General features: G+C 67.5%; 23 protein-coding genes and 1 tRNA gene. 18 read left to right on the top strand and 6 right to left on the bottom strand.

Annotated elements, in window-relative coordinates; all coding sequences use genetic code 11:
• Positions 1-30 precede the first annotated feature (30 nt).
• The 10 genes from ACVCL3_RS08615 (at position 31) to ACVCL3_RS08570 (ending at position 8,400) form a co-directional block, all read left to right on the top strand.
• Entirely contained in the window at positions 31-690 is a 660-nt protein-coding gene (locus tag ACVCL3_RS08615) for an SPOR domain-containing protein (RefSeq protein WP_447101005.1), read from the top strand.
• Between the two features lie 37 nt (positions 691-727).
• Positions 728-803 (top strand) — tRNA-Thr (locus ACVCL3_RS08610).
• 167 nt (positions 804-970) lie between these two features.
• Positions 971-1,213, top strand: coding sequence for a hypothetical protein (locus ACVCL3_RS08605; protein ID WP_395116221.1), 243 nt, complete (start codon positions 971-973; stop codon positions 1,211-1,213).
• Between the two features lie 91 nt (positions 1,214-1,304).
• On the top strand, positions 1,305-1,514 hold the full coding sequence (locus ACVCL3_RS08600; protein WP_447101004.1) for a hypothetical protein: 210 nt from the start codon (positions 1,305-1,307) through the stop codon (positions 1,512-1,514).
• A 487-nt stretch (positions 1,515-2,001) separates the two neighbouring features.
• The gene (gene rocF / locus ACVCL3_RS08595) at positions 2,002-2,916 is read left to right on the top strand and encodes an arginase (RefSeq protein ID WP_447097347.1); all 915 of its coding nucleotides are present in this window, start codon (positions 2,002-2,004) and stop codon (positions 2,914-2,916) included.
• Between the two features lie 106 nt (positions 2,917-3,022).
• Positions 3,023-4,384, top strand: coding sequence for a tryptophan--tRNA ligase (locus ACVCL3_RS08590; RefSeq protein ID WP_447097346.1), 1,362 nt, complete (start codon positions 3,023-3,025; stop codon positions 4,382-4,384).
• A gap of 57 nt (positions 4,385-4,441) precedes the next feature.
• Entirely contained in the window at positions 4,442-4,765 is a 324-nt protein-coding gene (locus ACVCL3_RS08585; RefSeq protein WP_447097345.1) for a hypothetical protein, read from the top strand.
• Positions 4,766-4,927: 162 nt separating this feature from the next.
• On the top strand, positions 4,928-7,156 hold the full coding sequence (locus tag ACVCL3_RS08580) for a DUF5916 domain-containing protein (RefSeq protein WP_447101003.1): 2,229 nt from the start codon (positions 4,928-4,930) through the stop codon (positions 7,154-7,156).
• A gap of 78 nt (positions 7,157-7,234) precedes the next feature.
• Positions 7,235-7,753 carry a YgjP-like metallopeptidase domain-containing protein gene (locus ACVCL3_RS08575; protein WP_447097343.1) on the top strand — a complete coding sequence of 173 codons (519 nt, stop codon included), beginning with the start codon at positions 7,235-7,237 and terminating at the stop codon, positions 7,751-7,753.
• Positions 7,754-7,755: 2 nt separating this feature from the next.
• Positions 7,756-8,400 carry a DUF6348 family protein gene (locus ACVCL3_RS08570; RefSeq protein ID WP_447101510.1) on the top strand — a complete coding sequence of 215 codons (645 nt, stop codon included), beginning with the start codon at positions 7,756-7,758 and terminating at the stop codon, positions 8,398-8,400.
• A gap of 88 nt (positions 8,401-8,488) precedes the next feature.
• Here ACVCL3_RS08570 and ACVCL3_RS08565 read toward each other — a convergent pair whose 3' ends face one another.
• From ACVCL3_RS08565 to pdhA, 4 genes are all read right to left on the bottom strand, one after another.
• On the bottom strand, positions 8,489-9,262 hold the full coding sequence (locus ACVCL3_RS08565; protein ID WP_447101002.1) for a DUF2306 domain-containing protein: 774 nt from the start codon (positions 9,260-9,262) through the stop codon (positions 8,489-8,491).
• 471 nt (positions 9,263-9,733) lie between these two features.
• Positions 9,734-11,134 (bottom strand): dihydrolipoamide acetyltransferase family protein, encoded by a 1,401-nt coding sequence (locus ACVCL3_RS08560; protein ID WP_395116243.1) that lies wholly within the window; start codon positions 11,132-11,134, stop codon positions 9,734-9,736.
• 111 nt (positions 11,135-11,245) lie between these two features.
• Positions 11,246-12,226: an alpha-ketoacid dehydrogenase subunit beta gene (locus ACVCL3_RS08555; RefSeq protein WP_447097340.1), complete on the bottom strand. Its 981-nt coding sequence runs from the start codon at positions 12,224-12,226 to the stop codon at positions 11,246-11,248.
• A 3-nt stretch (positions 12,227-12,229) separates the two neighbouring features.
• Positions 12,230-13,315 carry a pyruvate dehydrogenase (acetyl-transferring) E1 component subunit alpha gene (pdhA, locus tag ACVCL3_RS08550; protein ID WP_395116247.1) on the bottom strand — a complete coding sequence of 362 codons (1,086 nt, stop codon included), beginning with the start codon at positions 13,313-13,315 and terminating at the stop codon, positions 12,230-12,232.
• Between the two features lie 332 nt (positions 13,316-13,647).
• Between pdhA and ACVCL3_RS08545 the strand changes: the two genes are divergently transcribed.
• Positions 13,648-14,496 (top strand): tryptophan 2,3-dioxygenase, encoded by an 849-nt coding sequence (locus ACVCL3_RS08545; protein ID WP_395116249.1) that lies wholly within the window; start codon positions 13,648-13,650, stop codon positions 14,494-14,496.
• A 14-nt stretch (positions 14,497-14,510) separates the two neighbouring features.
• On the opposite strand, the gene ACVCL3_RS08540 is transcribed toward ACVCL3_RS08545, so the two are convergent.
• Positions 14,511-15,218: an ArsR/SmtB family transcription factor gene (locus ACVCL3_RS08540; RefSeq protein WP_395116251.1), complete on the bottom strand. Its 708-nt coding sequence runs from the start codon at positions 15,216-15,218 to the stop codon at positions 14,511-14,513.
• A 177-nt stretch (positions 15,219-15,395) separates the two neighbouring features.
• Between ACVCL3_RS08540 and ACVCL3_RS08535 the strand changes: the two genes are divergently transcribed.
• On the top strand, positions 15,396-16,898 hold the full coding sequence (locus ACVCL3_RS08535) for a peptide MFS transporter (protein ID WP_395116253.1): 1,503 nt from the start codon (positions 15,396-15,398) through the stop codon (positions 16,896-16,898).
• Between the two features lie 184 nt (positions 16,899-17,082).
• Positions 17,083-18,591 carry a peptide MFS transporter gene (locus ACVCL3_RS08530; protein WP_447101001.1) on the top strand — a complete coding sequence of 503 codons (1,509 nt, stop codon included), beginning with the start codon at positions 17,083-17,085 and terminating at the stop codon, positions 18,589-18,591.
• A gap of 97 nt (positions 18,592-18,688) precedes the next feature.
• Here ACVCL3_RS08530 and ACVCL3_RS08525 read toward each other — a convergent pair whose 3' ends face one another.
• Positions 18,689-19,150, bottom strand: a complete 462-nt coding sequence (locus ACVCL3_RS08525; RefSeq protein ID WP_395116257.1) for a MarR family winged helix-turn-helix transcriptional regulator — start codon at positions 19,148-19,150, stop codon at positions 18,689-18,691.
• A gap of 107 nt (positions 19,151-19,257) precedes the next feature.
• On the opposite strand from ACVCL3_RS08525, the gene hppD reads away from it, so the two are divergent.
• The 5 genes from hppD (at position 19,258) to hemN (ending at position 24,932) form a co-directional block, all read left to right on the top strand.
• A complete protein-coding gene (gene hppD, locus ACVCL3_RS08520; protein ID WP_447101000.1) occupies positions 19,258-20,352 on the top strand; it encodes a 4-hydroxyphenylpyruvate dioxygenase in 1,095 nt (364 codons plus the stop codon).
• 147 nt (positions 20,353-20,499) lie between these two features.
• Positions 20,500-20,796 (top strand): GIY-YIG nuclease family protein, encoded by a 297-nt coding sequence (locus ACVCL3_RS08515; RefSeq protein ID WP_447100999.1) that lies wholly within the window; start codon positions 20,500-20,502, stop codon positions 20,794-20,796.
• 109 nt (positions 20,797-20,905) lie between these two features.
• The gene (hmgA, locus tag ACVCL3_RS08510; RefSeq protein ID WP_395116263.1) at positions 20,906-22,234 is read left to right on the top strand and encodes a homogentisate 1,2-dioxygenase; all 1,329 of its coding nucleotides are present in this window, start codon (positions 20,906-20,908) and stop codon (positions 22,232-22,234) included.
• 37 nt (positions 22,235-22,271) lie between these two features.
• Complete coding sequence (locus ACVCL3_RS08505) at positions 22,272-23,258, top strand: fumarylacetoacetate hydrolase family protein (RefSeq protein WP_447097335.1); 987 nt, start codon at positions 22,272-22,274, stop codon at positions 23,256-23,258.
• Between the two features lie 273 nt (positions 23,259-23,531).
• Complete coding sequence (gene hemN, locus ACVCL3_RS08500) at positions 23,532-24,932, top strand: oxygen-independent coproporphyrinogen III oxidase (protein WP_395116267.1); 1,401 nt, start codon at positions 23,532-23,534, stop codon at positions 24,930-24,932.
• The last annotated feature ends 3 nt before the right edge of the window (positions 24,933-24,935 follow it).

Raw genomic sequence — 24,935 nt, 5'->3', positions numbered from 1 at the left:
TGAGTGGTTGGCGGTCTTGATGGGGGTTCGATGTTCCTGCGTCTGCTGTTTGTCCTGTTGAGCGCGCTGAATATCGCGGTCGGAGCATGGCTGCTGCTGGGCCAGCCCTACCGGCACGTCGGCGACGCCACCGACCCGGGCGTGGCGCCACTGCAACTGTTGTCGGAACTGCCCGCGGCGGAAGGCACGATCGCGGTGCCCGAAACGCCGGCCGCGGCCGTCGATGCCTCGCAAGGCTTTCGTTGCATGGCGCTGGGGCCGTTCGACACGCCGCAGGACCTGCGCAGCGCGCGCCAGGCGCTGGACCGGCACGTCGCGCGCATGCGCTCGCGCCAGCAACAGACCACCCAGCCCAGCGCGTGGTGGGTCTACCTGCCCGCCGCCGCCAGCCGTGCGCAGGCGCTGCAGACGGCCCGCCAGCTTGCCGCGAAAAACATCAACGACTATTTCGTGGTCGGCTCCGGCGACCAGGCCAACACGGTGTCGCTCGGCCTGTTCCGCGACCCGGCCAATGCGCGCAAGCGCCTGGACCAGGTGGCCGCCGCCGGCTTTCCCGCGCGCATGAGCGAGCGCAGCGAAAGCGTCCCGGAGTACTGGCTCGACCTCGCCATCGCCACCGCCCAACCCTTCGACTGGCGCCAGTACCTCGGCGCCAGCGACCTTGGCACGCACGACATCCGCTGCTTCTGAGCGAGCGCAGCGCCCCACTGCTAGAATCCCCGCCTGCGCCGGCATAGCTCAGTTGGTAGAGCAGCTGATTTGTAATCAGCAGGTCCCGGGTTCGATTCCTGGTGCCGGCACCATCCGCCTGCATGGCCGCCGCCGCGCCATCCGCCCGCGGCGCGCCGACTCCCCACAGCAACTGTAGGCCTGCGCTGACAGACCCGGCGCCAGGCCTCGACACATCCTTGGCAAGCTCCGGTGCGCCCCTGCGCGCATCGGTCTCTATTCTTCGGCCGAGGGGGCGCCCATGAGCGTGGTCCTGACCATCAAGGAAAGCCGCCACGGCCTGTGGCGCATCTGCAGCGGCCCGGACGTCCTGTTCGACCGCCTGCGCTTTGCCCATGCCATCCGCCTGGGCCGCGGCCTGGCCCGCGAGGAGCACGCCAGCTCCGGTACCGCCGCCCGCGTGGAGATGATCTGCAACGATTTCAGCATCCCGCTGGTGCAGTACGCCGAGGTACGCCGCTCCCCGATGACCGCCGTGTCCTGAGCCCAAAGCTTGGCGGTACGTTGCGGCGCGGCGTGCGTGCGTCGCGAAATTTGTTACGATCGCTTCAACGGCTACGCAGGGGTAGCCGGGAGTGATCGACATGCAAACACCGTATGTGCAGCCCGCCCTTTGGCGCGGCTTGCAGCTGTTTGCAGGGATGCTGTGGGGGAAACCGGCCAAACCAGCTACCGCGGGCGCGACAGCGCGTGCGGCGGGCGATCTGGTGACGTGGCGGGCCGGCGCGCGATCGCGCCGCGAGGATGAACTCGAACGCATGCGCGACGACGCACCTCTGACTTGACGGCGTCCCGACCCGGTTTCGGGCTCGTCGTTCCGGCGAAGGCAAGCTGTTGTCCGCAGCAGATCCGTCCTTGACGTCCACCGCGTCAAGGCGCAAGACGGGCGTTGCGTGGCCTACCTCGACACGCCCGCTTGCCCCTTCGTCGGTCCGGCGGAGGCTGGCATTGTCCTTCCGTCATGCCACCACACGGCGCGCGGGCCAGAGCGTGGCCATGGCAGCCCACGGGCCTCGGGTTCCGCTGTCGTCGCAGGCCACCCGCCCGTCATGGCGTGGTGGGCCATGCATCGCGCGTGACGCGGCCCCCACGACCTGATCCGTTAGACTTGCACCATGCGCGGCGGTTATCGCCGCGCATGCATTCTTGCGTCCACGACCGCGCACCATGTTTGCGCGATGTCCCGGTACAGCGCCATGGACGCCGCGTGATCCACCGTGCCGGTGCACCGCGTCAGCGTGCGCGCCGGACTCCACCGCAGGCAAGAACTTCATGAACACACAAACCGTTTCACTGATCGGCGTTCCCACCGACATCGGCGCCGGCCACCGTGGCGCCTCGATGGGGCCGGAAGCCATGCGCGTCGCCAACCTGGCCGCCAAACTCGAACAGCGCGGCCTGCAGGTAATCGACCGCGGCAACCTGCAGGGGCCGCTCAATCCGTGGCTGCCGCCGGTCGACGGCTATCGCCATCTCGACGAAGTGGCCGCATGGAATACGGCCGTCTATACGGCTGTTCGCCAGGAGCTTCAGTCCGGCCGCCTGCCGATCATGCTCGGCGGCGACCATTGCCTCGCCATCGGCTCGATCAGCGCGGTGGCCGACCACTGCCGTGAAACCGGCAAGCAGCTGCGCGTGCTGTGGCTCGACGCGCATTCGGATTTCAACACCGCCGAGGCGACGCCGTCGGGCAACATCCATGGCATGCCGGTGGCCTGCCTGTGCGGCCGCGGCCCCCGGGTGCTCACCCACATCGGCAGCGCCACCCCCGCGATCACCCCCGACGTGATCCGCCAGATCGGCATCCGCTCGGTCGACTACGGCGAAAAGCAGCTCGTGCGCGAAGCCAACGTGGGCATCTTCGACATGCGCCGGATCGACGAGGACGGCATGAAGCGGGTGATGGAGCAGGCACTGGAAGGCATGGACGACAACACCCACCTGCACGTCAGCTTCGACGTCGACTTCCTCGATCCCAGCATCGCGCCCGGTGTCGGCACCACTGTGCGCGGCGGCCCCGGTTATCGCGAGGCGCAGCTGTGCATGGAGATGATCTCCGACAGCGGCCGGATGGCCTCGCTCGACCTGGTCGAACTCAACCCCGCCTTCGACCGCCGCAACGCCACCGCCAAACTGGCAGTGGATCTGATCGAGTCGCTGTTCGGCAAATCCACGCTGATCCGCTGAGGCATTCATTGGTCGCGATCGCACTCAACCATCGCGTGACGCCCGCGGCCGGATTGCCTTGGCGGGGCGATGACGTAAACTGAAATCTTTACTTGCGCAGCGCAGCATGCAGACTCGAGTCCTTACCGGCATCACCACCACCGGCACCCCCCACTTGGGCAACTACGTCGGGGCGATCCGTCCCGCCGTCGCGGCCAGTCGACGGGCGGACGTGGACGCGTTCTACTTCATGGCCGATTACCACGCGTTGATCAAGAGCGACGACGCGGCGCGGATCGAGCGGTCGCGGCTGGAGATTGCGGCGAGCTGGCTGGCGGCGGGGCTCGATCCGGCGCGGGTGACGTTCTATCGGCAATCGGACATCCCGGAAATCCCCGAGCTGACCTGGTTCCTGACCTGCATCGCGTCCAAGGGCATGCTCAACCGCGCGCACGCATACAAGGCGGCGGTGGACAAGAACGCCGCGGCAGGCGAGGACGCCGACGCCGGCATCACCGCCGGCCTGTACATGTATCCGGTGCTGATGGCGGCCGACATCCTGGCGTTCGATGCGCACCAGGTGCCGGTGGGGCGCGACCAGATCCAGCACATCGAGATGGCGCGCGACCTCGGCCAGCGTTTCAACCATCTGCACGGGCGCGAATTCTTCGTGCTGCCCGAGGCGCTGATTGAGGAGCAGGTGGCCACGCTGCCGGGGCTCGACGGACGCAAGATGTCCAAGAGCTACGACAACACCATCCCGCTGTTCGCTGGCGGCAAGAAGCAGCTGCGCGAGGCGATCATGCGCATCGTCACGGATTCGCGCCTGCCCGGCGAGCCGAAGGACCCGGACAGCTGCGCGCTGTTCACCATCTTCCGCGCCTTTGCCAGCGAGACCGAAACGGCGGCATTCCGCCGCGCGTTGGAGGAGGGGCTCGGCTGGGGTGAAGCCAAGCAGGTGCTGTACGAGCGCATCGAAGCCGACGTGGCGCCGATGCGCGAGCGCTACGACACGCTGATGGCCGACCCGGCCGCGATCGAGGTGATCCTGCAGGAAGGCGCGCGCAAGGCGCGGGCGATCGCCACGCCGAAAGTGGCCGGCCTGCGCGAGGTGCTGGGTTTGCGTGCGATGCGCACGGCTGGCGCAGCGGCGGGCCCGGCGCGGCCGGCGAAGGTGCAGCGCGTCGCACGGCTGGCCAGTTTTCGCGACGACGACGGCCGCTTTCGTTTCCGCCTGTTCTCGGCCGAGGGCGAGGAGCTGCTGCTGTCGGTGCCGTTCGCCGACCCCAAGGCGGCGGGTGCAAGCCAGAAGCGCCTGAAGCAGTTGGGCGCCACCGCGGCCGTGGTGCAGGTGCGCGGCGCGAATCTGGTGCTGGAGATCGATGGCGAGGCCGTGGCGAGCACGCCGGATTATCCGGACGAAGCCGCGCGCGAGCAGGCGCTGACGCGCCTGCGGCTCGCGCTGGACCAGCTCGCGACGCAGGATTGAATGGCCGCGGTGCTCTCGCCGTTCCGACTCGCCGCCGCGCCCTGAAAGGAGATATCCGTGCGTTACCTGTCCATCCTGTTGCTGGCCCCCTGGCTGCTGGTGCTGTGCGTGATCTACTGGATCTGGCCGCGCAGCCTGCCGCGAACGGCGGGCCGGCGCACGTTCGACGTGCTGGTGCTGCTGCTGGCCGGCATCGCCACCGCGCTCGCCGCGCTTGCCGGTTTCGATTCGGCCGTGCTGCCGGAGCCGGGCGAATTCGGCCCGGTCAGCGGGTCGATCTGGCAGCAGGTGCTGCCCGCGTTGTGGGGCTACGGCGCATTTGCCGCGGTGATCGTGCCGGCGCTGGTGCTGCGCCAGTGGTGGTGGGGGCGCAAGCGCTGATCGTGTCCCGGCGCGGCGCGGGCCGCGCCCGCGTCATGCCCTTTGCATGACCAATGGCCGTCGAGGCATTCAAACCTTCGCGGCAAGCTGTGCATCTACCCCATGCCGAGCGCGCCGGTTCCACTGCGCCGCGCGGCATTCTCTCCCCGTGGATTCCCCGACATGCGCCTTGCATGCCTGTTGTTCCTGACCCTGGCCGCGGCCTCGGCGCCGGCGCTCGCCGTCGAGATTGACGGTCACATCCAGCCGGCCGAGTGGGCCGGCGCACGACACATCACCGATTTTCGCCAGACCCAGCCGCTCAACGGCCAGCCCGGCACGCTGCATACCGAGGCCTGGGTGCTGGCGACGCCGGAGGGGCTGGCGGTGGCGTTCCGCTGCGACCAGCCACCGGAGGTGCCGCGCACGCGCCAGCGCGTGCAGCGCGATTTCGACGACCAGGTGGACCGCGTCAACGTGATGGTCGACTTCAACGGCGACGGGCGCACCGGCTACGATTTCGTGGTCAGCTCGACCAACGGCATCAACGATGCGGTGATCACCAACGAGAGCCGGTTCAACAAGGACTGGGACGGCAGCTGGCAGCACGCGGTGAGCGAAGATGCGGCCGGCTGGAGCGTGGAGATCCTGATCCCCTGGTACACCGCGCCGATGCATGCGGCGAAGGACGGCCAGCGCACGCTCGGCATCTATCTCGATCGCGTCACCGGCTCCACCGGCGAACGCGACGCATGGCCGGTGGCCAGCTTCATGCGCCCGCGCTTCCTGTCCGAGTTCGAGCGGATCGAGGTGCCGCAGTACCACCAGTCGCTGTTTGCGATCACGCCGTATGCGTCGGGCCTGTACGACAACGTGCGCGGCCGCAGCCATTTCCAGCAGGGCGCCGACATCCTGTGGAAACCGAACGGCCAGTTCCAGCTGACCGCGGCGTTGAACCCGGATTTCGGCCAGGTCGAGAGCGACGACCTGGTGGTCAACTTCGGCGCCACCGAAACCTACGTCAGCGACAAGCGCCCGTTCTTCACCGAGAACCAGGGCATCTTCGATTTCAGCCTGCTCGACGACAACAGCCAGCTGGTCTACACGCGCCGCGTCGGTGGTCCTTCGGACGATGGCATGGGCGCGGCGGACATCGACGCCGCGGTGAAGCTCAACGGCAGCGTCGGCACCACCAGCTACGGCGTGCTGGCCGCCGACGAGGACGGTCAGGCCGGGCGCTTCTTCGGGGCCGCGCGGGTGACCCACGACTTCGGCACGCAGAGCCTGGGCATGCTGCTGACCCGCGTCGACCGGCCATGGCTGGATCGCGAGGCGACCGTGCTCGGCGTCGATCACCACTGGCAGCCCACCGCGCAGCTGACCATCGCCACCAACGTGGTGGCCAGCGACATCCTGCAATCGGGAACGCACACGCGCGATAGCGGCGGCACCGTCATCGCCGACCTGGAAATGGGCGACGGCTGGCGCCAGCAATGGCTGGGCATGCACTTCGGCGACCGGCTGCAGGTCAACGATTTCGGCTACCTCGAACGCAACAATTTCAACTACGCCCACTGGGAGGTGCGCAAGCGCTACGCCTCGCTGCCGGCGGACTCGGCCTACAGCTCGCACGACTGGCATTTTCGCATCGACGCGCTGGACAACGACCACGGCCTGCGCCTGCGGCGGCAATTGCGCATCCGCCGCACCAGCACGTTGCGCGACGGCACCACCGAGGATGCACAGCTCAACGTCAACACGGCCGGCTGGGACGACTTGCTGACGCGCGGGCATGGCGCGCTGTTCCTGCCGCCGTCGCTGGATTTCTTCTACGAGCGCATCAGTCCGCGCCACGGCGATTGGGCGTTCAAGCTGGATGCGGAGGTTTTCACCGGCGGCCTCGGCGGCAACCGGCAGGCCGCCTTCGACATCGAGTTCGTGCCCACCTACTTCATCAACGACGCCTTCAGCGTGTACGCCGGGCCGTCCTGGCAGCGCATTCCGGACTGGCTGGTCTGGCAGCACGACAACCTGATCGGCCGCTTCGACCAGCACACGCTGCAACTCGATGCCGGTTTCGACTGGGCCATCGACCCGCGCCAGGAACTGCGCGTGAAGCTGCAGGCGATCGGGCTGGACGCGCGCCTGCGCGGGGGCTACCGCGTCGGCGCCAGCGGCCGCGCCGAGGCCAGCGACGAGCCGATCGACGACTTCAACGTGCGCAACCTCGGCCTGCAGATCCGCTACCGCTACGAGCTGGCTCCGCTGTCCTACCTGTACGTGGTCTACGGCCGCGGCGGTTACGCGATGGATGGCCTGGCGCGCCACACGGGCGATGTCCTCGGCAACAGCTTTGCGTTGCGCGACGACGAGCAACTGCTGGTCAAGCTGAGTTACCGCTTCGACATGTAGCGGCGCGCGTCGTCGCATCCGCGCGACTTCCGTGGGCGCTCCACCCGGATCGAGGCGGCGCAGTGCGAGAATGGCCGCATGGTCGCGCTCAAGTATCTCCAGGCATACCCCGCCACGCTGCAGGGCAAGGTGCGCGCGCTGATTGCGCAGGAGCGCCTGGGCGAGCACCTGGCCAGGCGTTACCCGGCGCGCCACGACGTGCAGAGCGACAAGGCGCTGTATGCCTACGTGGCTGCCTTGAAACAGCAGCACATGAAGAATGCACCCGGCATCGACAAGGTGCTGTACGACGCCAGGCTCGACGTGCTGCGCAACGCGCTTGGCCTGCACACCGCGGTCTCGCGCGTGCAGGGCGGGCGGCTCAAGGCGAAAAAGGAGATCCGCGTGGCCAGCCTGTTCAAGGCCGCTGCGCCGGAGTTCCTGCAGATGATCGTGGTGCACGAACTGGCGCACCTGAAAGAGATGGAGCACAACAAGGCGTTCTACCAGCTGTGCACGCACATGTTGCCGGACTACCATCAGCTGGAGTTCGACCTGCGTGTCTACCTGACCTGGCGCGAGCTGCCGTCGAACGACACCACCCCCTCGCAGGCATGACGATGGACAGCGCGGCGTTGCAGAAATACCTGTTGCAGTTGTTCGAGCGCCACGACGTCGAGCTGGAAGCGGACGAGGACGGCTGGCTGGTCACCGACGGCGACTTTCCGGCGATCCGCGCTGCCTGGCATGCGGGTGCGGCGGGCGAGCCCGGCCGGCTCGACGTCGACGTGGTGCTGAGCGAGGAGCGCTACATCGAGGAGAGCTTCGCCGGAGCGGGCGGCGGCGACACCGGTTGCCGCGACGCGCTGCGCGCGTTCGAGCACGATGCGTTCCACCCGCTGCTGGCCGCGTGCTGGTACGTCACCGACGACCGCCGCATGCGCATTGCCGCGTGGGAGATCGGCGTGCGCACGTGGGACGTGTTCATCGGCCCGTTCAGTGCACGCGGCGCGGATGCCGCCAGCATGCCCACCGAGGCGCTGGCGTCGATCGAGGCGGCATTGAAGCGCGAAGCGCTCAGCCCCGAACTGCACTGGGTGCGCCTCGTGCACAGCCATGCCGCGGATGGCGATTCGCGCTGCGAGGCACTGCTCGACAACGAGCTGTGGACCGCCGGCACGCTGGCGCTCGCCAGCGTCGCATGGCCGCAAGCCGGCGACTACAGCGCGCGCTGTTTCCTGTTGCTGGACGTGCGCGATTATTGAACGGGCGCCACCCGCCGGGCACGCGCGAAGTCTTCCGGTTTGGGTGGTGAATCCCTGGCGGGCATGGCGCAGCGATAGCAAGCTGGCGCTACCGCAGATGCGGCAGCCACAGCATCATCGACGCGGCGAAGATGCCGGCCGCCGTCAGCAGCGTCGCGGCAAACAGGCTCGCGGCCATGGCCGTGCGTCCGCGCGACCCGCCTCGGTCCTGCGCGTGGAAGTAGAGCTGGAGCACGGCCAGCGGCAGCAGGTACTGGGCGAACGCGAGGGTGGTGAGCGCCGGCCCGGTGAACGTCTCCGGGTCGAAACCCGCCGGCCCCTGGTTCAGCAATATCCAGAACGTCAGGCCGATGCGGAAGAACCACACGCCGCTCACCGCCAGGAACAGGCGCAGCGCCCAGCGCCGATGCAGTGCGAAGCGACGGTCCATGGCGTGGCGCAACGCCATCGCCGCGCACAACAGGATCAGGATCGCGTTGATGCTGATCGCGACGTGCTGCCATGGGCCGCCCACCTTGGTTCCCGTCCATACCATCGCCAGGCCACCCACGCCCATCACGAACGCCGAGGCGAGATAGATGCGTCCGTTCCAGCGATGGAAACGCGGGAACCGCCGCCGCACGCCCGTCGCCAACTGAAGCAGGCCGCCGATGGTGATCAGCGCCGCGAAAGCCAGGTGCGCGGCCACCGCGGCGTTGTGCAGCGGATCTCCCGCCACGTGGGCGCGTGGAAAGATCCGGTTCCAGGCGTCGAATTGGCCGAGCAGCGCGGTGCGGCCGTAAAAGCCGAACAGGTACGTGACGAAGATCAGCTGGCCCAGTCCGGCCACCACGAACCAGCCCGTCGCCGCGGCCTGCAGCACGGATTTTCCGTGCGCAGGTGGTCGCGTGCCAGCGAAGGCCGCCGCCGGTGAATTGCGTATCCGTGGATCGGAGGCGCAAAGGCTGTCGCTGGCAGGCGTCGTCGCGTCGGGCGGAGGAGTCATCGGGCCGGTTCCGGAGTGCATTGCCCGGCAGTGTTGCCAGTGGCGGCATTGCCGGGAACACGTCAGGTGACGGACGGCGGTTTGAGGTTGCCGAGGCACGGTGGGAGACGACGGCGAGCGCTGCCGCCGACCGGTTTCCCCGCGCGCCGGCCTGCGCGCCCGAAGTCGGAGGGCAGCGCCTCGACTTCCTCGCCCTCAAGTGCGAACGGATCTGGATCGGGTACGGCGGTACTGCGCGTCGCCGGTAGCGCAGGATGTTGTCCGGGAACGGGCGGGCCGTGCCCGCCCGCGAGCGTGAAAGAAACAGGGCGCCCGCGGGCGCCCTGTTTTCTGCCGGGGGTCGCCCGCTCAGTTCGGCAGGGACAGATCGTCCAGCAGCGCCTTGAGGAAGCGGGCGGCTTCGCCGCCGGTGGCGGCGCGGTGGTCGAAGGTCAGGCTGATCGGCATGCGCCGGTGCACTTCGATGCCGCCCATCACCGCCACCACGTCGTGGCCGAGCTTGCCGGCGCCGATGATGGCGACGGTCGGCGGCACCACGACGGGCGTGGCGTAGCGGCCGGCGAACATGCCGAAGTTGCTCAGGCTGATGGTGTAGCCGGACAACTCGGAGGCCGGGATGGTGCGGTCCTCGACCTGCGTGCGCAGGCGCTTGATCGCGGTGCGGATGCCGGCCGCGTCGAGCATGTCGGCGTTGCGCAACGCCGGCACGAACAGGCCGTCGTCGGTGTCCACCGCGATGCCGATGTCCACCTGCGGGTGCAGCGTGCGGGTGAGGTTCTTGCCGTCGAACCACGCGTTCAGCGCCGGCACTGTCTTGCACGCGGCGACGATCGCGCGGATCAGGCGCGCGGTGATGTCCTGCTTGCCGATCCAGGCGTGCAGGTCGGCGTCGTCGACCAGGGTGGTCGGCACGACCTGCGCGTGGGCGTCGGCCATCACGCGGGCCATGTTGCGGCGCACGCCCTTCAACTGTTCCGGCTGGCCGCTGGCGGTGACGCTCGGCGGCGCGGTGCGCACCGGTTTGCCGGCCAGCGAGACCGGGCTGCGTTGCGGTTCCGGCCGCGGCAGTTCGGGCGCCAGATGGCGTCCGGCAGAGGCCGGCACAGCGCGTGCCGGCGCGGCACCGAGCGCGGCGGTGCCGTTCGCGGCGGCGTCCTTGACGTCCTTCATCGTGACCACGCCGCCGGCGCCGCTGGGGCGCACGCGGGAGAGGTCGACCTTGAGCTTCTTCGCCAGCGCGCGTACCGCCGGCACCGCCTTCACGCCGCCGATGCTGGCGGCCTGCTCGACGTGCACGGTGTTGCCGCTGACCATCGCGCCGACCACGGTGCCTTCGTCCTCGCGCTCCTTGCCGGTCTGCGCGATCTCGCCGCCTTCGTCCGAGGCGATCACCTGGTCGTCGGCGTCGTCCGGGTTCGGCGTGGGCGTGCCGACGCCGGCGGCCGGCTTTTTCGGGCCGTGGTGGTGGCCGGTGGCCTCGGCCTCGGCGCGCTGCTTGGCGTTCGGATCGGGCTCGAACTCGGCCAGCGCGGCGCCGGTCTCGATGATGTCGCCGGGTGCGCCATGCAGCTTGACGACCTTGCCGGTGTACGGCGAGGGCACGTCGACCACCGCCTTGGCGGTTTCCATCGAGCACAGCGGTGCGTCGAGCTTGATGGTGTCGCCCACCTTCACGTGCCACTCGACCACGGTCGCGTCGGGCAGGCCTTCGCCGAGGTCGGGGAGGTAGAACGTCTTGATGTCAGCCATTGGTTTTTCCGGGAATAGGGAATAGGGAATGGGGAATCGGAAGAGCGGGCGGGCATTGCGCTTTGGCTTTGCCCATTCCCTATTCTCTATTCCCGATTCCCGGCGGCAAGCTCAGCTTGCCGCCAACGTGCGCTTCGCCGCGTCGACGACGCGTTCCACGCTCGGCAGGTATTTCATTTCCAGGCGGAACAGCGGGATGTGGGTGTCGGGGCCGGTGACGCGTTCTACCGGGGCAAGCAGGTCGTACATGCATTCCTCGGCCAGGCGGGCGGCAATCTCGGCGCCGAAGCCGGCGGTCTTGGGGGCTTCGTGCACGATCACGCAGCGACCGGTCTTGGCCACCGACTCGGCGATGGTGTCGAAGTCCAGCGGGGTCAGCGTGGCCACGTCGATCACTTCGGCGCTGATGCCTTCGGCGGCCAGCGCGTCGGCCGCTTCGAGCGACTCCTTCACCTGCGCGCCCCACGTGACGATGGTGACGTCGCTGCCGTCGCGCAGCACGAAGCACACGTCCAGCGGCAGGGCTTCGCCATCGTCCGGCACCTCTTCCTTGTACTGGCGGTAGATGCGCTTGGGCTCGAAGAACATCACCGGATCGGGGTCGCGGATCGCGGCCAGCAGCAGGCCGTAGGCGCGCGCCGGGGAGGAGGGCAGCACCACGCGCAGGCCGGGGATATTGGTGAACAGGTGCTCGTTGGCCTCGGAGTGATGCTCCGGTGCGCGGATGCCGCCGCCCCACGGCGCACGCCACACGGCCGGCACGGTGAGGCGGCCGCGGGTGCGGTTGCGCATGCGTGCGGCATGGCAGGCGATCTGCTCCATCATCGGGTAGATGAAGCCCTCGAACTGCGCCTCGGCGACCGGCTTCATGCCCTGCACGGCGAGGCCGACGGTGACGCCGGCGATGGTGGTTTCGTCCAGCGGCGTGTCGAGCACGCGCAGTTCGCCGAATTTTTCCTGCAGGCCCTGGGTGGCGCGGAACACGCCGCCGTTGACGCCGACGTCTTCGCCCAGCACCACGACCGATTCGTCATGGGCCATTTCGTAGGCGAGCGCCTGGGTGACCGCTTCGATGAGAGTGATTTGTGCCATGGCTTAGTGGGCCTTCTGGTCAAGCGAGAGAACGTGGTCGCGCTGTTTTTCGAGGTCGGCGGGCAGCTCCGCGAAGGTGTAGTCGAACATCGCCGAGACCGGCTGGGTCCTGGTTTCCAGGTACGCGTTGACCTCGTTGTCCATCCACTCGTCGCATTCGGCCTTCCACGCCTCTTCCTTGGCGTCGTCCCACACTTTCTTCTTCACCAGCCAGTTGCGCAGGCGCTTCATCGGCTCCTTGGCCCAGGCCTCGTCGACCTCTTCCTTGCCGCGGTAGCGACGCGCGTCGTCGGCGGTGGTGTGGTCGCCCAGGCGATAGGTGACCAGTTCCAGCACGCTGCCGCCTTCGCCGTTGCGCGCGCGATCGAGTGCGTCCTCCATCGCCTTGCGCACCGCGATGATGTCGTTGCCGTCGACCTGGATGCAGAACAGGCCGGCCGCGATGCCCTTCTGTGCCAGCGTCGGCGCACCGGACTGGATCTTGCGCGGCACCGAGATCGCCCACTGGTTGTTGACGATCACCGCCACCAGCGGCAGGTTCTGCGCGCCGGCGATGTTGATCGCGCCGTAGAAATCGCCCTTGGACGAACCGCCGTCGCCGATGGTGCACACCGCCACGCGCTTCTCGCCGCGGATCTTGAACGCCAGCGCCGAGCCGGCCGCGTGCAGGCATTGCGTGGCGATCGGCACGCTCCACGCGAAGTCGTGGCGCGCCGGCTCCTTCTGGTAGTCGTTGCCGCGTTCGTCGCCCCCCCAGTACATGTAGACCTCGCGCGGCTGCACGCCGCGATACAGCTGCGCGCCGTATTCGCGGTAGCTCGGTGCGTAGACGTCTTCGGGCTTCATCGCGCTGCCGATGCCGACATGGGCAGCCTCGTGGCCGAGGCAGCTGGCGTAGGTGCCCAGCTTGCCGGTGCGCTGCAGCGCGATCGACTTGGCGTCGAACACGCGGGTGGACAGCATCAGCTTGTACAGCTCGACCATGTGGTCGAGGTCCTTGGCGAAGGCCGGGAGATCCTTGCGGACTTCCTTGCCTTCGGCATCGAGGTACTGCAGGTATTCGATTTCAAACTTGGCGGCGATGGTCACGACTCGCTCCGGAGTGAGTACAGAGGAAAACCTGGTGGCGCATGTCCCGCCGGTTGCGATCGGGCCGCAAACGACTGCGCAAGACCGCGCTTGATAACAGGCTGGCATGTTGCACTGCAAGGTACAGTGCAGCATGCGTGGCGGTATGGAAGGGCGGTTGCGGAGCCCGAAACCCCTGCAGGAGAGCACTCCGTGCGCGATGCTTCCGCGAATCCCGGATTCCGTTCCGGAAAGCATCGCGCACGGGGAGGGCTGCGCCTCTGTCCTGGATCAAGGTTCATGCGTCGCCCCAGCCGTTACCATGCCCGTTTCCGATGACACGACGGAACACCATGAGCGACAACCAGCGCGATCTCGAAGCGGGCATCCAGACCGACCTCAACGGACAGATCACCTACGGCGGCTACCTGCAGCTGGACACCTTGCTGTCGGCGCAGCAGCCGCTGAGCAATCCGCCGCATCACGACGAGATGCTGTTCATCGTGCAGCACCACGTGGCCGAGCTGTGGATGAAGCTGATGCTGCACGAGCTCACCGCCGCGGTGGCGCACCTGCAGCGCGATGACGTCGATGCCTGCCTGAAGATCCTGGCGCGGGTGAAGCAGGTGCAGCGCCAACTGTTCGAGCAATGGGCGGTGCTGGAGACGCTCACTCCGTCGGAATACCTGGAGTTCCGCGGCGTGCTGGGGCCATCGTCGGGTTTCCAGTCGCTGCAGTACCGCAAGATCGAGTTCACCTTGGGCAACAAGAATGCCGCGATGCTCAAGGTGTTCGCGCATGACCCGGTCGCGCAGGCCGGATTGCGTGCGGTGCTGGAGGCACCCAGCCTGTACGACGAGTTCCTGCGCTACCTGTCGCGCCGCGGCCATGCGGTGCCGGCCGAGCTGCTCGATCGCGACTGGACCCAGCCCTACCGCCGCAACGCGGGCCTGTTGCCGGTACTCAAGCGCATCTACGAGGGCCGTGCGGATTTCTGGCCGGAGTACCACCTGTGCGAGCAACTGGTGGACGTGGAGGAGAGCTTCCAGCTGTGGCGCTTCCGCCACATGAAGACGGTGGAGCGCATCATCGGCCATCGCCGCGGCACCGGCGGCTCGTCCGGGGTGAGTTTCCTGAAGAAGGCACTGGACCTGGAGTTTTTCCCCGAGTTGCTCGACGTGCGCACCGAACTCGGCGTCTGACGACGGCGACTCGCTCAGCCGGAAACGGCGTCGAGCGCGTCGGCGTCGATGCCGAACTCGCGCGCCAGCGCCGCCGCGCCCAGCGGGGTAGGTGTCAGTGCGCGGCTGCTCGGCCGCCGGCGCAGCCAGCCGACCCGATCGATCATGCCGTGCGCCAGATCGCGTCCCAGCGTGCCGCCGACGTGATGGCGGCGTTCGGTCCAGTCCAGGCATAGCCGGCCGCGCAAGGTGGCGGGGCTGTCGGCGGCCAGCAGGTCGAGCCGCTGCAGCGCGTCGCGTCCTGCCCGGCTGAGGCCGCAACCGTCGCCATCGAGTTGCAGCCAGCCGCGTTGCAGCAGCGATTCGCGCAACAGCACGCCGAGCTGGCCGGCCAGATGGTGGTAGCACAACCGCGCACGCCACAGCGACGGATCGCCCGGCCGCTGGCGCGGTGGCGGTCGTGGCATCAGGCTGGCCATCGCCTCCAGGGCGGCGGCCACGTCGGCATTGGCCAACCGGTAGTAGCGGTGGCGGCCCTGCGGCTCGACCGCGACGAAGCCCTCGGCGACCAGTCGCGCCAGGTGCGCGCTGGCAGTGGCGGCACTGATGCCGGCCAGTTGGGCCAGCTCGCCGGCAGGCAGGGCGACGCCATCCAGCAGGGCCGCGAGCATCGCGGCGCGGCTGGGTTCGGCCAGTGCGGCGGCGGGTTTGAACAGGTGTTCGGGCCAGACGGTTTTGCGCATGCCCGCAGTGTAAGTCGGCGGCCGCGGGGAGGTTTCGTCGCGCGACGAAGCATGGCGGTGGCGACGGTGCGCCGGCGTGCCGCGGGTTGACGGCGCGCCGTGGGCCGGTTACATCTTCGACGCAATATCTTGCGATCACGCCGGCCGCAGCTGGCGCATCACTCTCACGGAAACCCCATGACGACGAGCAACTCCACGGCCGCGCCGCTGCCGGAATACCCGCAACTGCTTGGCCACCCGCGACCGCTGTGGATGCTGTTCATGTCGGAGTTCTGGGAGCGCTTCGCGTTCTACGGCATGCGCTGGGCGCTCACGCTCTACATCGTGGCGCAGTTCTGGGACGGCAACGACGCCGGCCAGGCGGATGCCAGCCGCACCTACGGCGCGTACCTGGCGCTGGTCTACGCCACCGCGGTGTTCGGCGGCTACGTGGCCGACAAGATCCTCGGCTACCAGCGCTCGATCCTGCTCGGCGCGGTGGTGATGGCGGCCGGCCTGTTCATGATCATGCTGCCCAGCCACGAGGTGTTCATGCTGGGCCTGGCCACGATCATCGTCGGCAACGGCCTGTTCAAGCCGAACATCTCCTCGATGGTCGGCCAGCTCTACGCGCCGGGCGACTCGCGCCGCGACCGCGGCTTCACGCTGTTCTACATGGGCATCAACGCCGGTGCGCTGATTGCGCCGGTGCTGACCAGCATCCTGGCCAACAAGGTGTTCGGCACGCCCGGGCACCACAGCTACAACGTGGTGTTCGCCGCCTCCGGCGTGGGCATGCTGATCAGCCTGGTGTGGTTCTGGTTCGGCCGGCGCCAGCTCGGTCCGGTCGGCCGGCCCTCGCCGGAGATGGCCAACCCGATGCGCGTGGTGTACGTGGCGATCGGCGTGCTGGTGGCGATCCCGCTGGTGTACCTGCTGATGGATCGCGCCGGCGCGGTGGTGCTGCAGTGGCTGCTTACCGCGCTGTTCCTGGGCGTGGGCGTGATGCTGGTGATCGAGGCGATCCGCACCGGCCGCGTGCAGATCCAGCGGGTGATCGCGATGCTGATCATCTTCACCTTCAACGTGCTGTTCTGGATGTTCTTCGAACAGGCCGGCAGCTCGTTCAACTTCCTGGCGCAGCACATCGTGGATCGCGACCTGGGCGGCTGGATGTTCCCGATCGGCTGGTTCCAGTCGGTCAACCCGGTGGCGATCGTGCTGCTGGCGCCGCTGATCGCACTGGCCTGGGGCTGGCTGGACAAGCGGCGCATCGAGCCGTCGATCCCGCGCAAGTTCGGCCTGGGCCTGATCGGCAACGCGCTGGGTTTCGCGGTGCTGATGTATGCCTTGTCCAGCCTGGTCGGCGACAACGGCATGATTCCGCTGTGGACGCTGGTGCTGTGCTACGTGCTGCAGACCGCCGGCGAGTTGTGCCTGTCGCCGATCGGCCTGTCGATGGTGACCAAGTTGGCGCCGGTGCGGCTGGTCGGGCTGGGCATGGGCGGCTGGTTCCTGTCCACCGCGATCGGCAACAACCTGGCCGGCCTGTTCGCCGCCCACGTCAGCGGCGAGTCCGGCATGACCGTGGACTCGGCCCTCTCCGGCTACACCTCCGGCTTCTGGATCCTGCTCGGCGGCGGCGTGCTGCTGTTCCTGCTCGCGCCGCTGATCAACAAGCTGATGCACGGGGTTAGGTGAAGGCAGGGAATAGGGAGTAGGGAATAGGGAATGGTCAAAGCGGCAACGCGAAGCCTCGTCCCGCTCTTCCGATTCCCGATTCCCGATTCCCCACTCCCTGACTCTCAACCATTGACGCGACGCTTGGCGCCCGGTTACATCTGGGCGCTTGCGGCTGCCTCACGCATGCCGATGAAGGACTTGCATGAGCCAGACCGGTACCGTCGACGTCGTCCCGACGCCTGATTTCCCGCCATTGCTCGGGCATCCGCGACCGCTGTGGATGCTGTTCATGACCGAGTTCTGGGAGCGCTTCGCGTTCTACAGCGTGAGCTGGGCGCTGGCGTTGTACATCGTGGCCGAGTTCTACCACGGCGACAGTTCGGGCCAGGCCTGGGCCAGCGCGATCTTCGGTTCGTACACCGCACTGATCTATGGCACCGGCATCTTCGGCGGCTGGGTGGCGGACAAGTTGATCGGCTATCAGCGCACGATCCTGCTCGGTGCGGCGGTGATGGCGGCGGGACTGTTCGTGCTGGCGCTGCCCGACCGCGTGATGCTGCTGCTCGGGCTGGCGCTGGTGATCGTCGGCGACGGCCTGTTCAAGCCGAACATCTCCTCGATGGTGGGCCAGCTCTACGGCCGCGACGACCCGCGCCGCGACCGCGGCTTCACCCTGTTCTACATGGGCATCAATGCGGGCGCGCTGATTGCGCCGCTGCTTACCGGCTGGATGGCCGCGCAGTTCACCGCCACCCCGCTGGAGCAGAATTACCGGCTGGTGTTCATCACCGCCGGCGTGGGCATGCTGCTGAGCCTGCTGTGGTTCTGGTTCGGCCGGCGCCAGCTCAAGGGCGTGGGCCGGCCTGCGAACGGCGCGGAAAGCCGCTGGCGCGTGCTGTGGGTGGCGGCCGGCACGTTCGCCGCGGTGCCGGTGATGTACTGGCTGCTCTCGGGCATCGGCGCGCGCGGCCTGCAATGGGTGCTGGGTGCGCTGTTCGTGGTGGTGGCGGCGATGCTGCTGACGGAGGCGGCGCGGCACGGCCGGGTGCAGACCCGGCGGGTGATCGCGATGCTGATCATCTTCGCCTTCAACGTGCTGTTCTGGATGTTCTACTACCAGCTCGGCACCACCTTCAATTTCCTCGCCGAGAACCTGGTGGATCGCCGGCTGTTCGGCGGCTGGACCTTCCCGGTGGGCTGGTTCCAGTCGGTGAGCCCGCTGGCCATCATCGTGTTCGCGCCGCTGGTGGCGGCGGTGTGGGCGTGGCTGGACAGGCGTCGGCGCGAGCCCTCGATCCCGCGCAAGTTCGGCTTCGGCCTGGTCTTCAACGCGCTGGGTTTCCTGGTGCTGGTGTACGCACTGGGACAGCTGCTGGGCACCGACGGGCTGATCCCGTTCTGGCCGCTGGTGCTGTGCTACGTGATGCAGACCTTGGGCGAGCTGTGCCTGTCGCCGATCGGCCTGTCGATGGTGACCAAGCTGGCGCCGCCGAAGCTGGTGGGCTTCGCGATGGGCGGCTGGTTCCTGTCACTGGCGGTGGGCGGCAACCTGTCCGGCCTGTTCGGCAGCCGCATCACCGGCACCCACGGCCTCACCGCCAGCGCCGCACTCGACGGCTTCACTTTCAGCTTCTGGCTGCTGCTCGGCGCCGGCGTGCTGCTGCTCGCCATCGCGCCGCTGGTGAACCGGTTGATGCACGGGGTGCGTTGAGGCCGGGAATGGGGAATAGGGAATGGAGAATCGTCAAAGCTCACGCCGCGGCGCTGTGCTCTCCCATTCCCGATTCCCTATTCCCCATTCTCGGCCTTCAGGCCAGCAGCTTGTCCAGTATCCGCTCCAGCCACTGGCGCTCCTCGGCATCGAGTTTGGCCAGCACTTCACGTTCGCGGGCGCGGGCCATCGGGGCGACGTCGTCGTGGATGGCCCAGCCGGCGGCGCTGAGCTTGAGCACCGAGCGGCGCTTGTCGTTGTCGTGCACCGTGCGATCCACCCGGCCCGCGGCGACCAGGCGCGCCAGCGCGCGGCTCACCGCCACCTTGTCCATCGCCGTGCGCTCGGCCACCTCGCGCGCGGACAGCCCTTCGAAGCGGGCCAGCACCGCCATCACCCGCCATTCCGTCACCGAGAGATCGTGGCGGCTCTGGTAGTCGTCGGCGATCGTCTGGCTGATCGTGTTGGACAGGATCGACAGCCGGTAGGGCAGGAAGTGCTCCAGTTGCAACGGGGCGTGCTCGGCGCGGGCCGGCGTGCTCTTGTGGCGGAGGGACATGGACGGGTTCCTTGCAATTGGTTTCATTTGTAACTATAACGAAGGATTACCAGTGGTGATGGCACGCTCGTGGGCGGCCATCGTGCACCGACAATCAGGAGAGCGCCATGAACGCCCAGCCCAACCTTGGCATGCAGGTCAGCACCTTCGACAACCCGATGGGGATCGACGGCTTCGAATTCGTCGAGTTCGCCGCGCCCGCCGGTCGTGCCGGGGAGCTGCACGAACTGTTCAAGCGGATGGGCTTCGCGGCAGTGCTGAAACACAAGTCGCGGCCAATCACCGTCTACCGGCAGAACGGCGTGAACTTCCTGGTCAACGAGGACCCCGATTCCTTCGCCGCGGATTTCGCCAAGGCCCACGGCCCCAGCGCCTGCGGTTTCGGCATCCGCTTCCGCAAGCCCGGCGCGCAGGTGCTGCAGGCGGTGCTCGACAACGGCGGCGAGCAGGTCGGCCACAAGGAAGCCAGCAAGGCGGTCAACGCGGCGGTCATCAAGGGCATCGGCGACTGCATGCTGTACCTGGTCGACCGTTACGGCAACCTCGGCAGCATCTACGACGCCGACTACGTGGCGATCGCGGGGGCGGAGCAGAACCCGACCGGGTTCGGCCTCACCTTCATCGACCATCTCACCCACAACCTGTACTTCGGCAACATGCAGAAGTGGTCGGACTACTACGAGAAGCTGTTCAACTTCCGCGAAATCCGCTACTTCGATATCAAGGGCGCCAAGACCGGCCTGGTCTCCAAGGCGATGACCGCGCCGGACGGCGTCGTGCGCATCCCGCTGAACGAGTCGAACGACCCGAAGAGCCAGATCAACGAATACCTCGACGCCTACCACGGCGAAGGCATCCAGCACATCGCCTGCTTCACCGACGACATCTACGCCACGGTGGAGAAGATGCGCGCGTCCGGCGTGGAGTTCCTCGACACCCCCGACACCTATTTCGAGGTGATCGACGAGCGCATCCCCGGGCACGGCGAGGACGTGCCGCGGCTGGCGAAGAACAAGATCCTGATCGACGCCGACAAGGAAACGAAGAAGCGCCTGCTGCTGCAGATCTTCACCCAGAACTGCATCGGCCCGATCTTCTTCGAGATCATCCAGCGCAAGGGCAACGAGGGCTTCGGCGAGGGAAATTTCCAGGCGCTGTTCGAGAGTATCGAACGGGACCAGATGAAGCGCGGGGTTCTGTAGTCCCGGACTTGGGCGACCCTTCGACTTCGGCCCTTCGGGCCTACGCTCGGGGCGAGCGGATTGTCTGAACCGATCACCCTGAGCGTAGCCGCGCAGCGGCGAAGTCGAAGGGCACGCAAGCGACCAGACGGCAAGGAAGCCAGCGAAATGGAATTCACCCTGTACATCCTCGAATGCGCCGACGGCAGTTTCTACATCGGTCATACCGACGATCCGAGCAAACGACTGGCGCAGCATGACGAAGGCAAGGGCAGCGTCCACACCTCAAGCCGGCGCCCACTGAAATTGCTCCACACGGAAGGTTTTGAAACGCGTTACGAAGCCCTGGTCATGGAGCGCAAACTGAAAGGCTGGAGTCGTGCGAAGCTGACGTACATGGCAGGCGATTGGAAAAAGATTGGCGGCTTGGCCAAGGGCAAGCACCGGCATCAACGCTCGCCCTGAGTCGCTTCGACTCCGCTTGCTGCGCAAGCTACGCTCAGCGCGAACGGTACGGTGAGAACCGATCACCCTGAGCCCTTCGACAAGCTCAGGACAGGCGAAGTCGAAGGGCATGGCTACCTTGAACACGAAATTCGGAGCACCCGCAGTGAACCTGTCACCAGGCTACCAATCCGGCTTCGCCAACGAATTCGCCAGCGAGGCGATCAAGGGTGTGCTGCCCGTCGGCCAGAACTCGCCGCAGCGCGTGGCCCACGGCCTCTACGCCGAACAGCTCTCCGGCACCGCATTCACCGCGCCGCGCCACAGCAACCGGCGCAGCTGGTTGTATCGCATCCGCCCGGCGGCGGTGCATCAGCCGTTCCAGCCGCTGGCGCATGCCACCTTCCACAACCGTTTCGACGAGGCGCCGGCCACGCCGAACCAGTTGCGCTGGGATCCGCTGCCGCTGCCGGCGCAGCCGACGGATTTCATCGACGGCCTGGTCACCCTGGCCGGCAATGGCGGGCCGGCGGAGCAGGCGGGCATCGGCATCCATCTGTATGCGGCCAATCGCTCGATGCAGGGGCGGTTCTTCCACGACGCCGACGGTGAGCTGCTGATCGTGCCGCAACAGGGTCGGCTGCGGCTGGCCACCGAGCTGGGCGTGATCGAGCTGGAGCCGCAGGAGATCGCGGTGGTTCCGCGTGGCGTGCGCTTCCGCGTGGACCTGCTCGATGGCGAGGCGCGCGGTTACGTCTGCGAGAACTTCGGCGCGCTGCTGCGGCTGCCGGATCTCGGCCCGATCGGCTCCAATTGCCTGGCCAACGCGCGCGACTTCCTCACCCCGGTGGCAGCGTACGAGGACGTCGAGGGCGCGTTCGAACTGGTGGCGAAATTCCAGGGTGCGTTGTGGTCGGCGAAGATCGGCCATTCGCCGCTGGACGTGGTCGGCTGGCACGGCAATTACGCGCCGTACAAGTACGACCTGCGCCGTTTCAACACGATCGGCTCGATCAGCGTCGACCATCCCGATCCGTCGATCTTCACCGTGCTGACCTCGCCCAGCGACACCGCCGGCACGGCAAACGTGGATTTCGCGATCTTCCCGCCGCGCTGGCTGGTCGCGCAGCACACGTTCCGGCCGCCGTGGTTCCACCGCAACGTGGCCAGCGAGTTCATGGGCCTGATCACCGGTGTGTACGACGCCAAGGCCGAGGGCTTCGTGCCCGGCGGCGCCTCGCTGCACAACTGCATGAGCGCGCACGGCCCGGATGCGGCGACGTTCGAAAAGGCTTCGACTGCCGACCTGTCCAAGCCTGACGTCATCACCGCCACCATGGCCTTCATGTTCGAGACGCGCAAGGTGATCCGGCCCACGCAGCAGGCGCTGGACGCGCCGCAGTTGCAGCAGAACTATTACGCCTGCTGGCAGGGCATCGCGAAGCACTTCGCGCCGTGACGGCCATCCATCCACGAAGCACATACAAGGCGACACGATGAAACTCGGATCTCTCAAGGAAGGCGGCCGCGACGGCACGCTGATCGTGGTCAGCCGCGACCTCTCCCGCGCGGTGAAGGCCGACGCCATCGCGCCGACGCTGCAGGCGGCGCTGGACGACTGGTCGAACGCGGCGCCGCGGCTCAATGCGCTGTCCGAAGAGTTGAATGCCGGACATGCCGCTGGCGCCTTTGCGCTGGACGTCCACGCGCTGGCCTCGCCGCTGCCGCGCGCCTACGAGTTCGTCGACGGCTCGGCCTACCTGCCGCACGTGGAGCGCGTGCGCAAGGCGCGCGGCGCCGAGGTGCCGGCCTCGTTCTACACCGACCCGCTGATGTACCAGGCCACCAGCGCCGGCTTCCTCGGCCCGCGCGATCCGGTGGTGGTGCCCAGCGAGGATTTCGGCATCGACCTGGAAGCGGAAGTGATCGTGGTCACCGACGACGTGCCGATGGCGGCGACGCCGACGCAGGCGTCCGGACACATCCAGCTGGTGGGCCTGGTCAACGACGTCAGCCTGCGCGGACTGATTCCGGGCGAGCTGGCCAAGGGCTTCGGCTTCCTGCAGTCCAAGCCGCGCTCCGCGCTGTCGCCGGTGCTGGTGACGCCCGACGAACTGGGCGACGCCTGGCAGGGTGACAAGCTGCACCTGCCGATGCGCACCTGGCTCAACGGCGCCTGGTTCGGCGAGGCCGAGTGTGGCGTGGACATGCAGTTCTCCTTCGCCGAGCTGGTGGCCCACGTGGCGAAAACGCGTCCGCTCACCGCCGGCACCATCGTCGGCTCCGGCACCATCGCCAACCAGGACACCGGCAAGGGCGCCTCCTGCCTGGCCGAGCAGCGCACCGTGGAAACGCTGCGCGATGGCAAGCCGTCCACGCCGTTCCTCAAGTTTGGCGACCGCCTGAAGATCGACGTCACCGACGCCGCCGGCGCCTCGATCTTCGGCTCCATCGAGCAGCAGGTCGAACCGCTCAAGCGCTGAAAGGCCGGGAATGGGGAATAGGGAATAGGGAATAGGGAATAGAGCATCATGCCCGTCGACACGCCGCGCGAGCCAAGCGCTTCACCGAGGACGGGCGATGCCTGCGTGTGAAGCGTTTCGCCAGCGGGAGCACCTCGGCGTGCGTGTTTCCCCGATTCCCGATTCCCTATTCTCCATTCCCTGCATCAAAGACGCTGCGGCAGGTTGACGCGACTTCCGGCGGGTTGATCCGGATCAAGGCGGACGGGCAGGGGGGTGGACAGACTCGTCCCCATGGCCACTCCCATCGAACCTCCCGACTTCGACCCTGCGCTGATTGCCCGTTACGACGTGGCCGGTCCGCGTTACACCAGCTATCCGACGGCGCCGCAGTTCAAGACTGAATTCGACGAAACCGTGCTGCGCGGCGTGATCCGGGCGTCCAACGAGGAGCCGATCCCGCGCCCGCTCTCGCTGTACGTGCACGTGCCGTTCTGCATGAGCCCGTGCTTCTACTGCGGCTGCAACCGCATCATCACGCGCGACCACAGTCAGGCCGATCGCTACCTCGAGCGGCTGTACCGCGAGATCGAGCTGATCGCGCCGTTGTTCGACCGCGACCGTCCGGTGCGCCAGCTGCACTTCGGCGGCGGCACGCCCAACTTCCTCGACATCCGCCAGATGGGCGAACTGCTGGAATCGCTGGCGCGGCATTTCAGCTTCAGCCGCGCGGCGGATCGCGAATTCGGCATCGAGATCGACCCGCGCTTCGCCGACGGTGCCTATGTGCACGGCCTGGGCGAGCTGGGTTTCAACCGCATGTCGGTGGGCATCCAGGATTTCGACCCGGCGGTGCAGGAAGCAGTCAACCGCATCCAGAGTTTCGAGCAAACCCGCGAGGTGCTCGAGGCGGCGCGCAAGTCGTGGTTCCGCTCGACCAGCGTGGATCTGATCTACGGCCTGCCGCTGCAGACCGTCGAGGGCTTCAGCCGCACGCTGGAGCAGGTGGTGTCGCTCGACCCGGATCGCGTGGCCGTCTACGGCTACGCGCACCTGCCGGAGATGTTCAAGGCGCAGCGGCAAATCGCCGCAGCCGACCTGCCCGACGCCGCCACGCGGCTGGCCCTGTTCGGCCGCGCGGTGGCGCAGCTGTCGGCGGCGGGTTACGTCTATGTCGGCATGGACCATTTCGCCAAGGCCACCGACGAACTGGTGCTGGCGCAGCGCGCCGGCACGCTGCAACGCAATTTCCAGGGCTATTCGACCCACGGCCACTGCGACATCGTGGGGCTGGGCGTCAGCGCGATCGGCCGCATCGGCGACAGCTACAGCCAGAACGCGCGCGACCTGATGGGCTATTACGGGGCGCTGGACGCTGGCCGGCTGCCGGTGGCGCGCGGGCTGGAGCTGGACGAGGACGACCTGATCCGGCGCGAGCTGATCGGCGAGCTGATGTGCCACGGGGTGGTCGACAAGCAGCAGTTCGGTGCGCGCCATCGGCTGCTGTTCGACGAATATTTCGTGCGCGCGCGCGAACGCCTCGCGCCGCTGGTGGCCGACGGTTTGGTGGAAGACGACGCGCGCGAGGTGCGGGTGACCTCGCGGGGCCGTCTGCTGTTGCGTATCATCGCCATGTGCTTTGACGCCTATCTCGACGACAAGGCACAGGCGGCGCGCTATTCGCGCGTGATCTGATCC

It is taken from the genome of Rhodanobacter sp. UC4437_H4 (assembly GCF_052978425.1).
The sequence above is the reverse complement of the archived record's forward strand: the minus strand, read 5'-3'. Positions and strand labels throughout refer to the sequence as shown.

Excerpts from the sequence above, each read along its gene's own strand:
- ACVCL3_RS08615 (WP_447101005.1), top strand. The coding sequence starts at position 31 with ATGTTCCTGCGTCTGCTGTTTGTCCTGTTGAGCGCGCTGAATATCGCG.
- ACVCL3_RS08605 (WP_395116221.1), top strand. The coding sequence starts at position 971 with ATGAGCGTGGTCCTGACCATCAAGGAAAGCCGCCACGGCCTGTGGCGC.
- rocF (WP_447097347.1), top strand. The coding sequence starts at position 2,002 with ATGAACACACAAACCGTTTCACTGATCGGCGTTCCCACCGACATCGGC.
- ACVCL3_RS08590 (WP_447097346.1), top strand. The coding sequence starts at position 3,023 with ATGCAGACTCGAGTCCTTACCGGCATCACCACCACCGGCACCCCCCAC.
- ACVCL3_RS08580 (WP_447101003.1), top strand. The coding sequence starts at position 4,928 with ATGCGCCTTGCATGCCTGTTGTTCCTGACCCTGGCCGCGGCCTCGGCG.
- ACVCL3_RS08575 (WP_447097343.1), top strand. The coding sequence starts at position 7,235 with ATGGTCGCGCTCAAGTATCTCCAGGCATACCCCGCCACGCTGCAGGGC.
- ACVCL3_RS08570 (WP_447101510.1), top strand. The coding sequence starts at position 7,756 with ATGGACAGCGCGGCGTTGCAGAAATACCTGTTGCAGTTGTTCGAGCGC.
- ACVCL3_RS08560 (WP_395116243.1), bottom strand. The coding sequence starts at position 11,134 with ATGGCTGACATCAAGACGTTCTACCTCCCCGACCTCGGCGAAGGCCTG.
- ACVCL3_RS08555 (WP_447097340.1), bottom strand. The coding sequence starts at position 12,226 with ATGGCACAAATCACTCTCATCGAAGCGGTCACCCAGGCGCTCGCCTAC.
- ACVCL3_RS08545 (WP_395116249.1), top strand. The coding sequence starts at position 13,648 with ATGAGCGACAACCAGCGCGATCTCGAAGCGGGCATCCAGACCGACCTC.
- ACVCL3_RS08540 (WP_395116251.1), bottom strand. The coding sequence starts at position 15,218 with ATGCGCAAAACCGTCTGGCCCGAACACCTGTTCAAACCCGCCGCCGCA.
- ACVCL3_RS08535 (WP_395116253.1), top strand. The coding sequence starts at position 15,396 with ATGACGACGAGCAACTCCACGGCCGCGCCGCTGCCGGAATACCCGCAA.
- ACVCL3_RS08530 (WP_447101001.1), top strand. The coding sequence starts at position 17,083 with ATGAGCCAGACCGGTACCGTCGACGTCGTCCCGACGCCTGATTTCCCG.
- ACVCL3_RS08525 (WP_395116257.1), bottom strand. The coding sequence starts at position 19,150 with ATGTCCCTCCGCCACAAGAGCACGCCGGCCCGCGCCGAGCACGCCCCG.
- hppD (WP_447101000.1), top strand. The coding sequence starts at position 19,258 with ATGAACGCCCAGCCCAACCTTGGCATGCAGGTCAGCACCTTCGACAAC.
- ACVCL3_RS08515 (WP_447100999.1), top strand. The coding sequence starts at position 20,500 with ATGGAATTCACCCTGTACATCCTCGAATGCGCCGACGGCAGTTTCTAC.
- hmgA (WP_395116263.1), top strand. The coding sequence starts at position 20,906 with ATGGCTACCTTGAACACGAAATTCGGAGCACCCGCAGTGAACCTGTCA.
- ACVCL3_RS08505 (WP_447097335.1), top strand. The coding sequence starts at position 22,272 with ATGAAACTCGGATCTCTCAAGGAAGGCGGCCGCGACGGCACGCTGATC.
- hemN (WP_395116267.1), top strand. The coding sequence starts at position 23,532 with ATGGCCACTCCCATCGAACCTCCCGACTTCGACCCTGCGCTGATTGCC.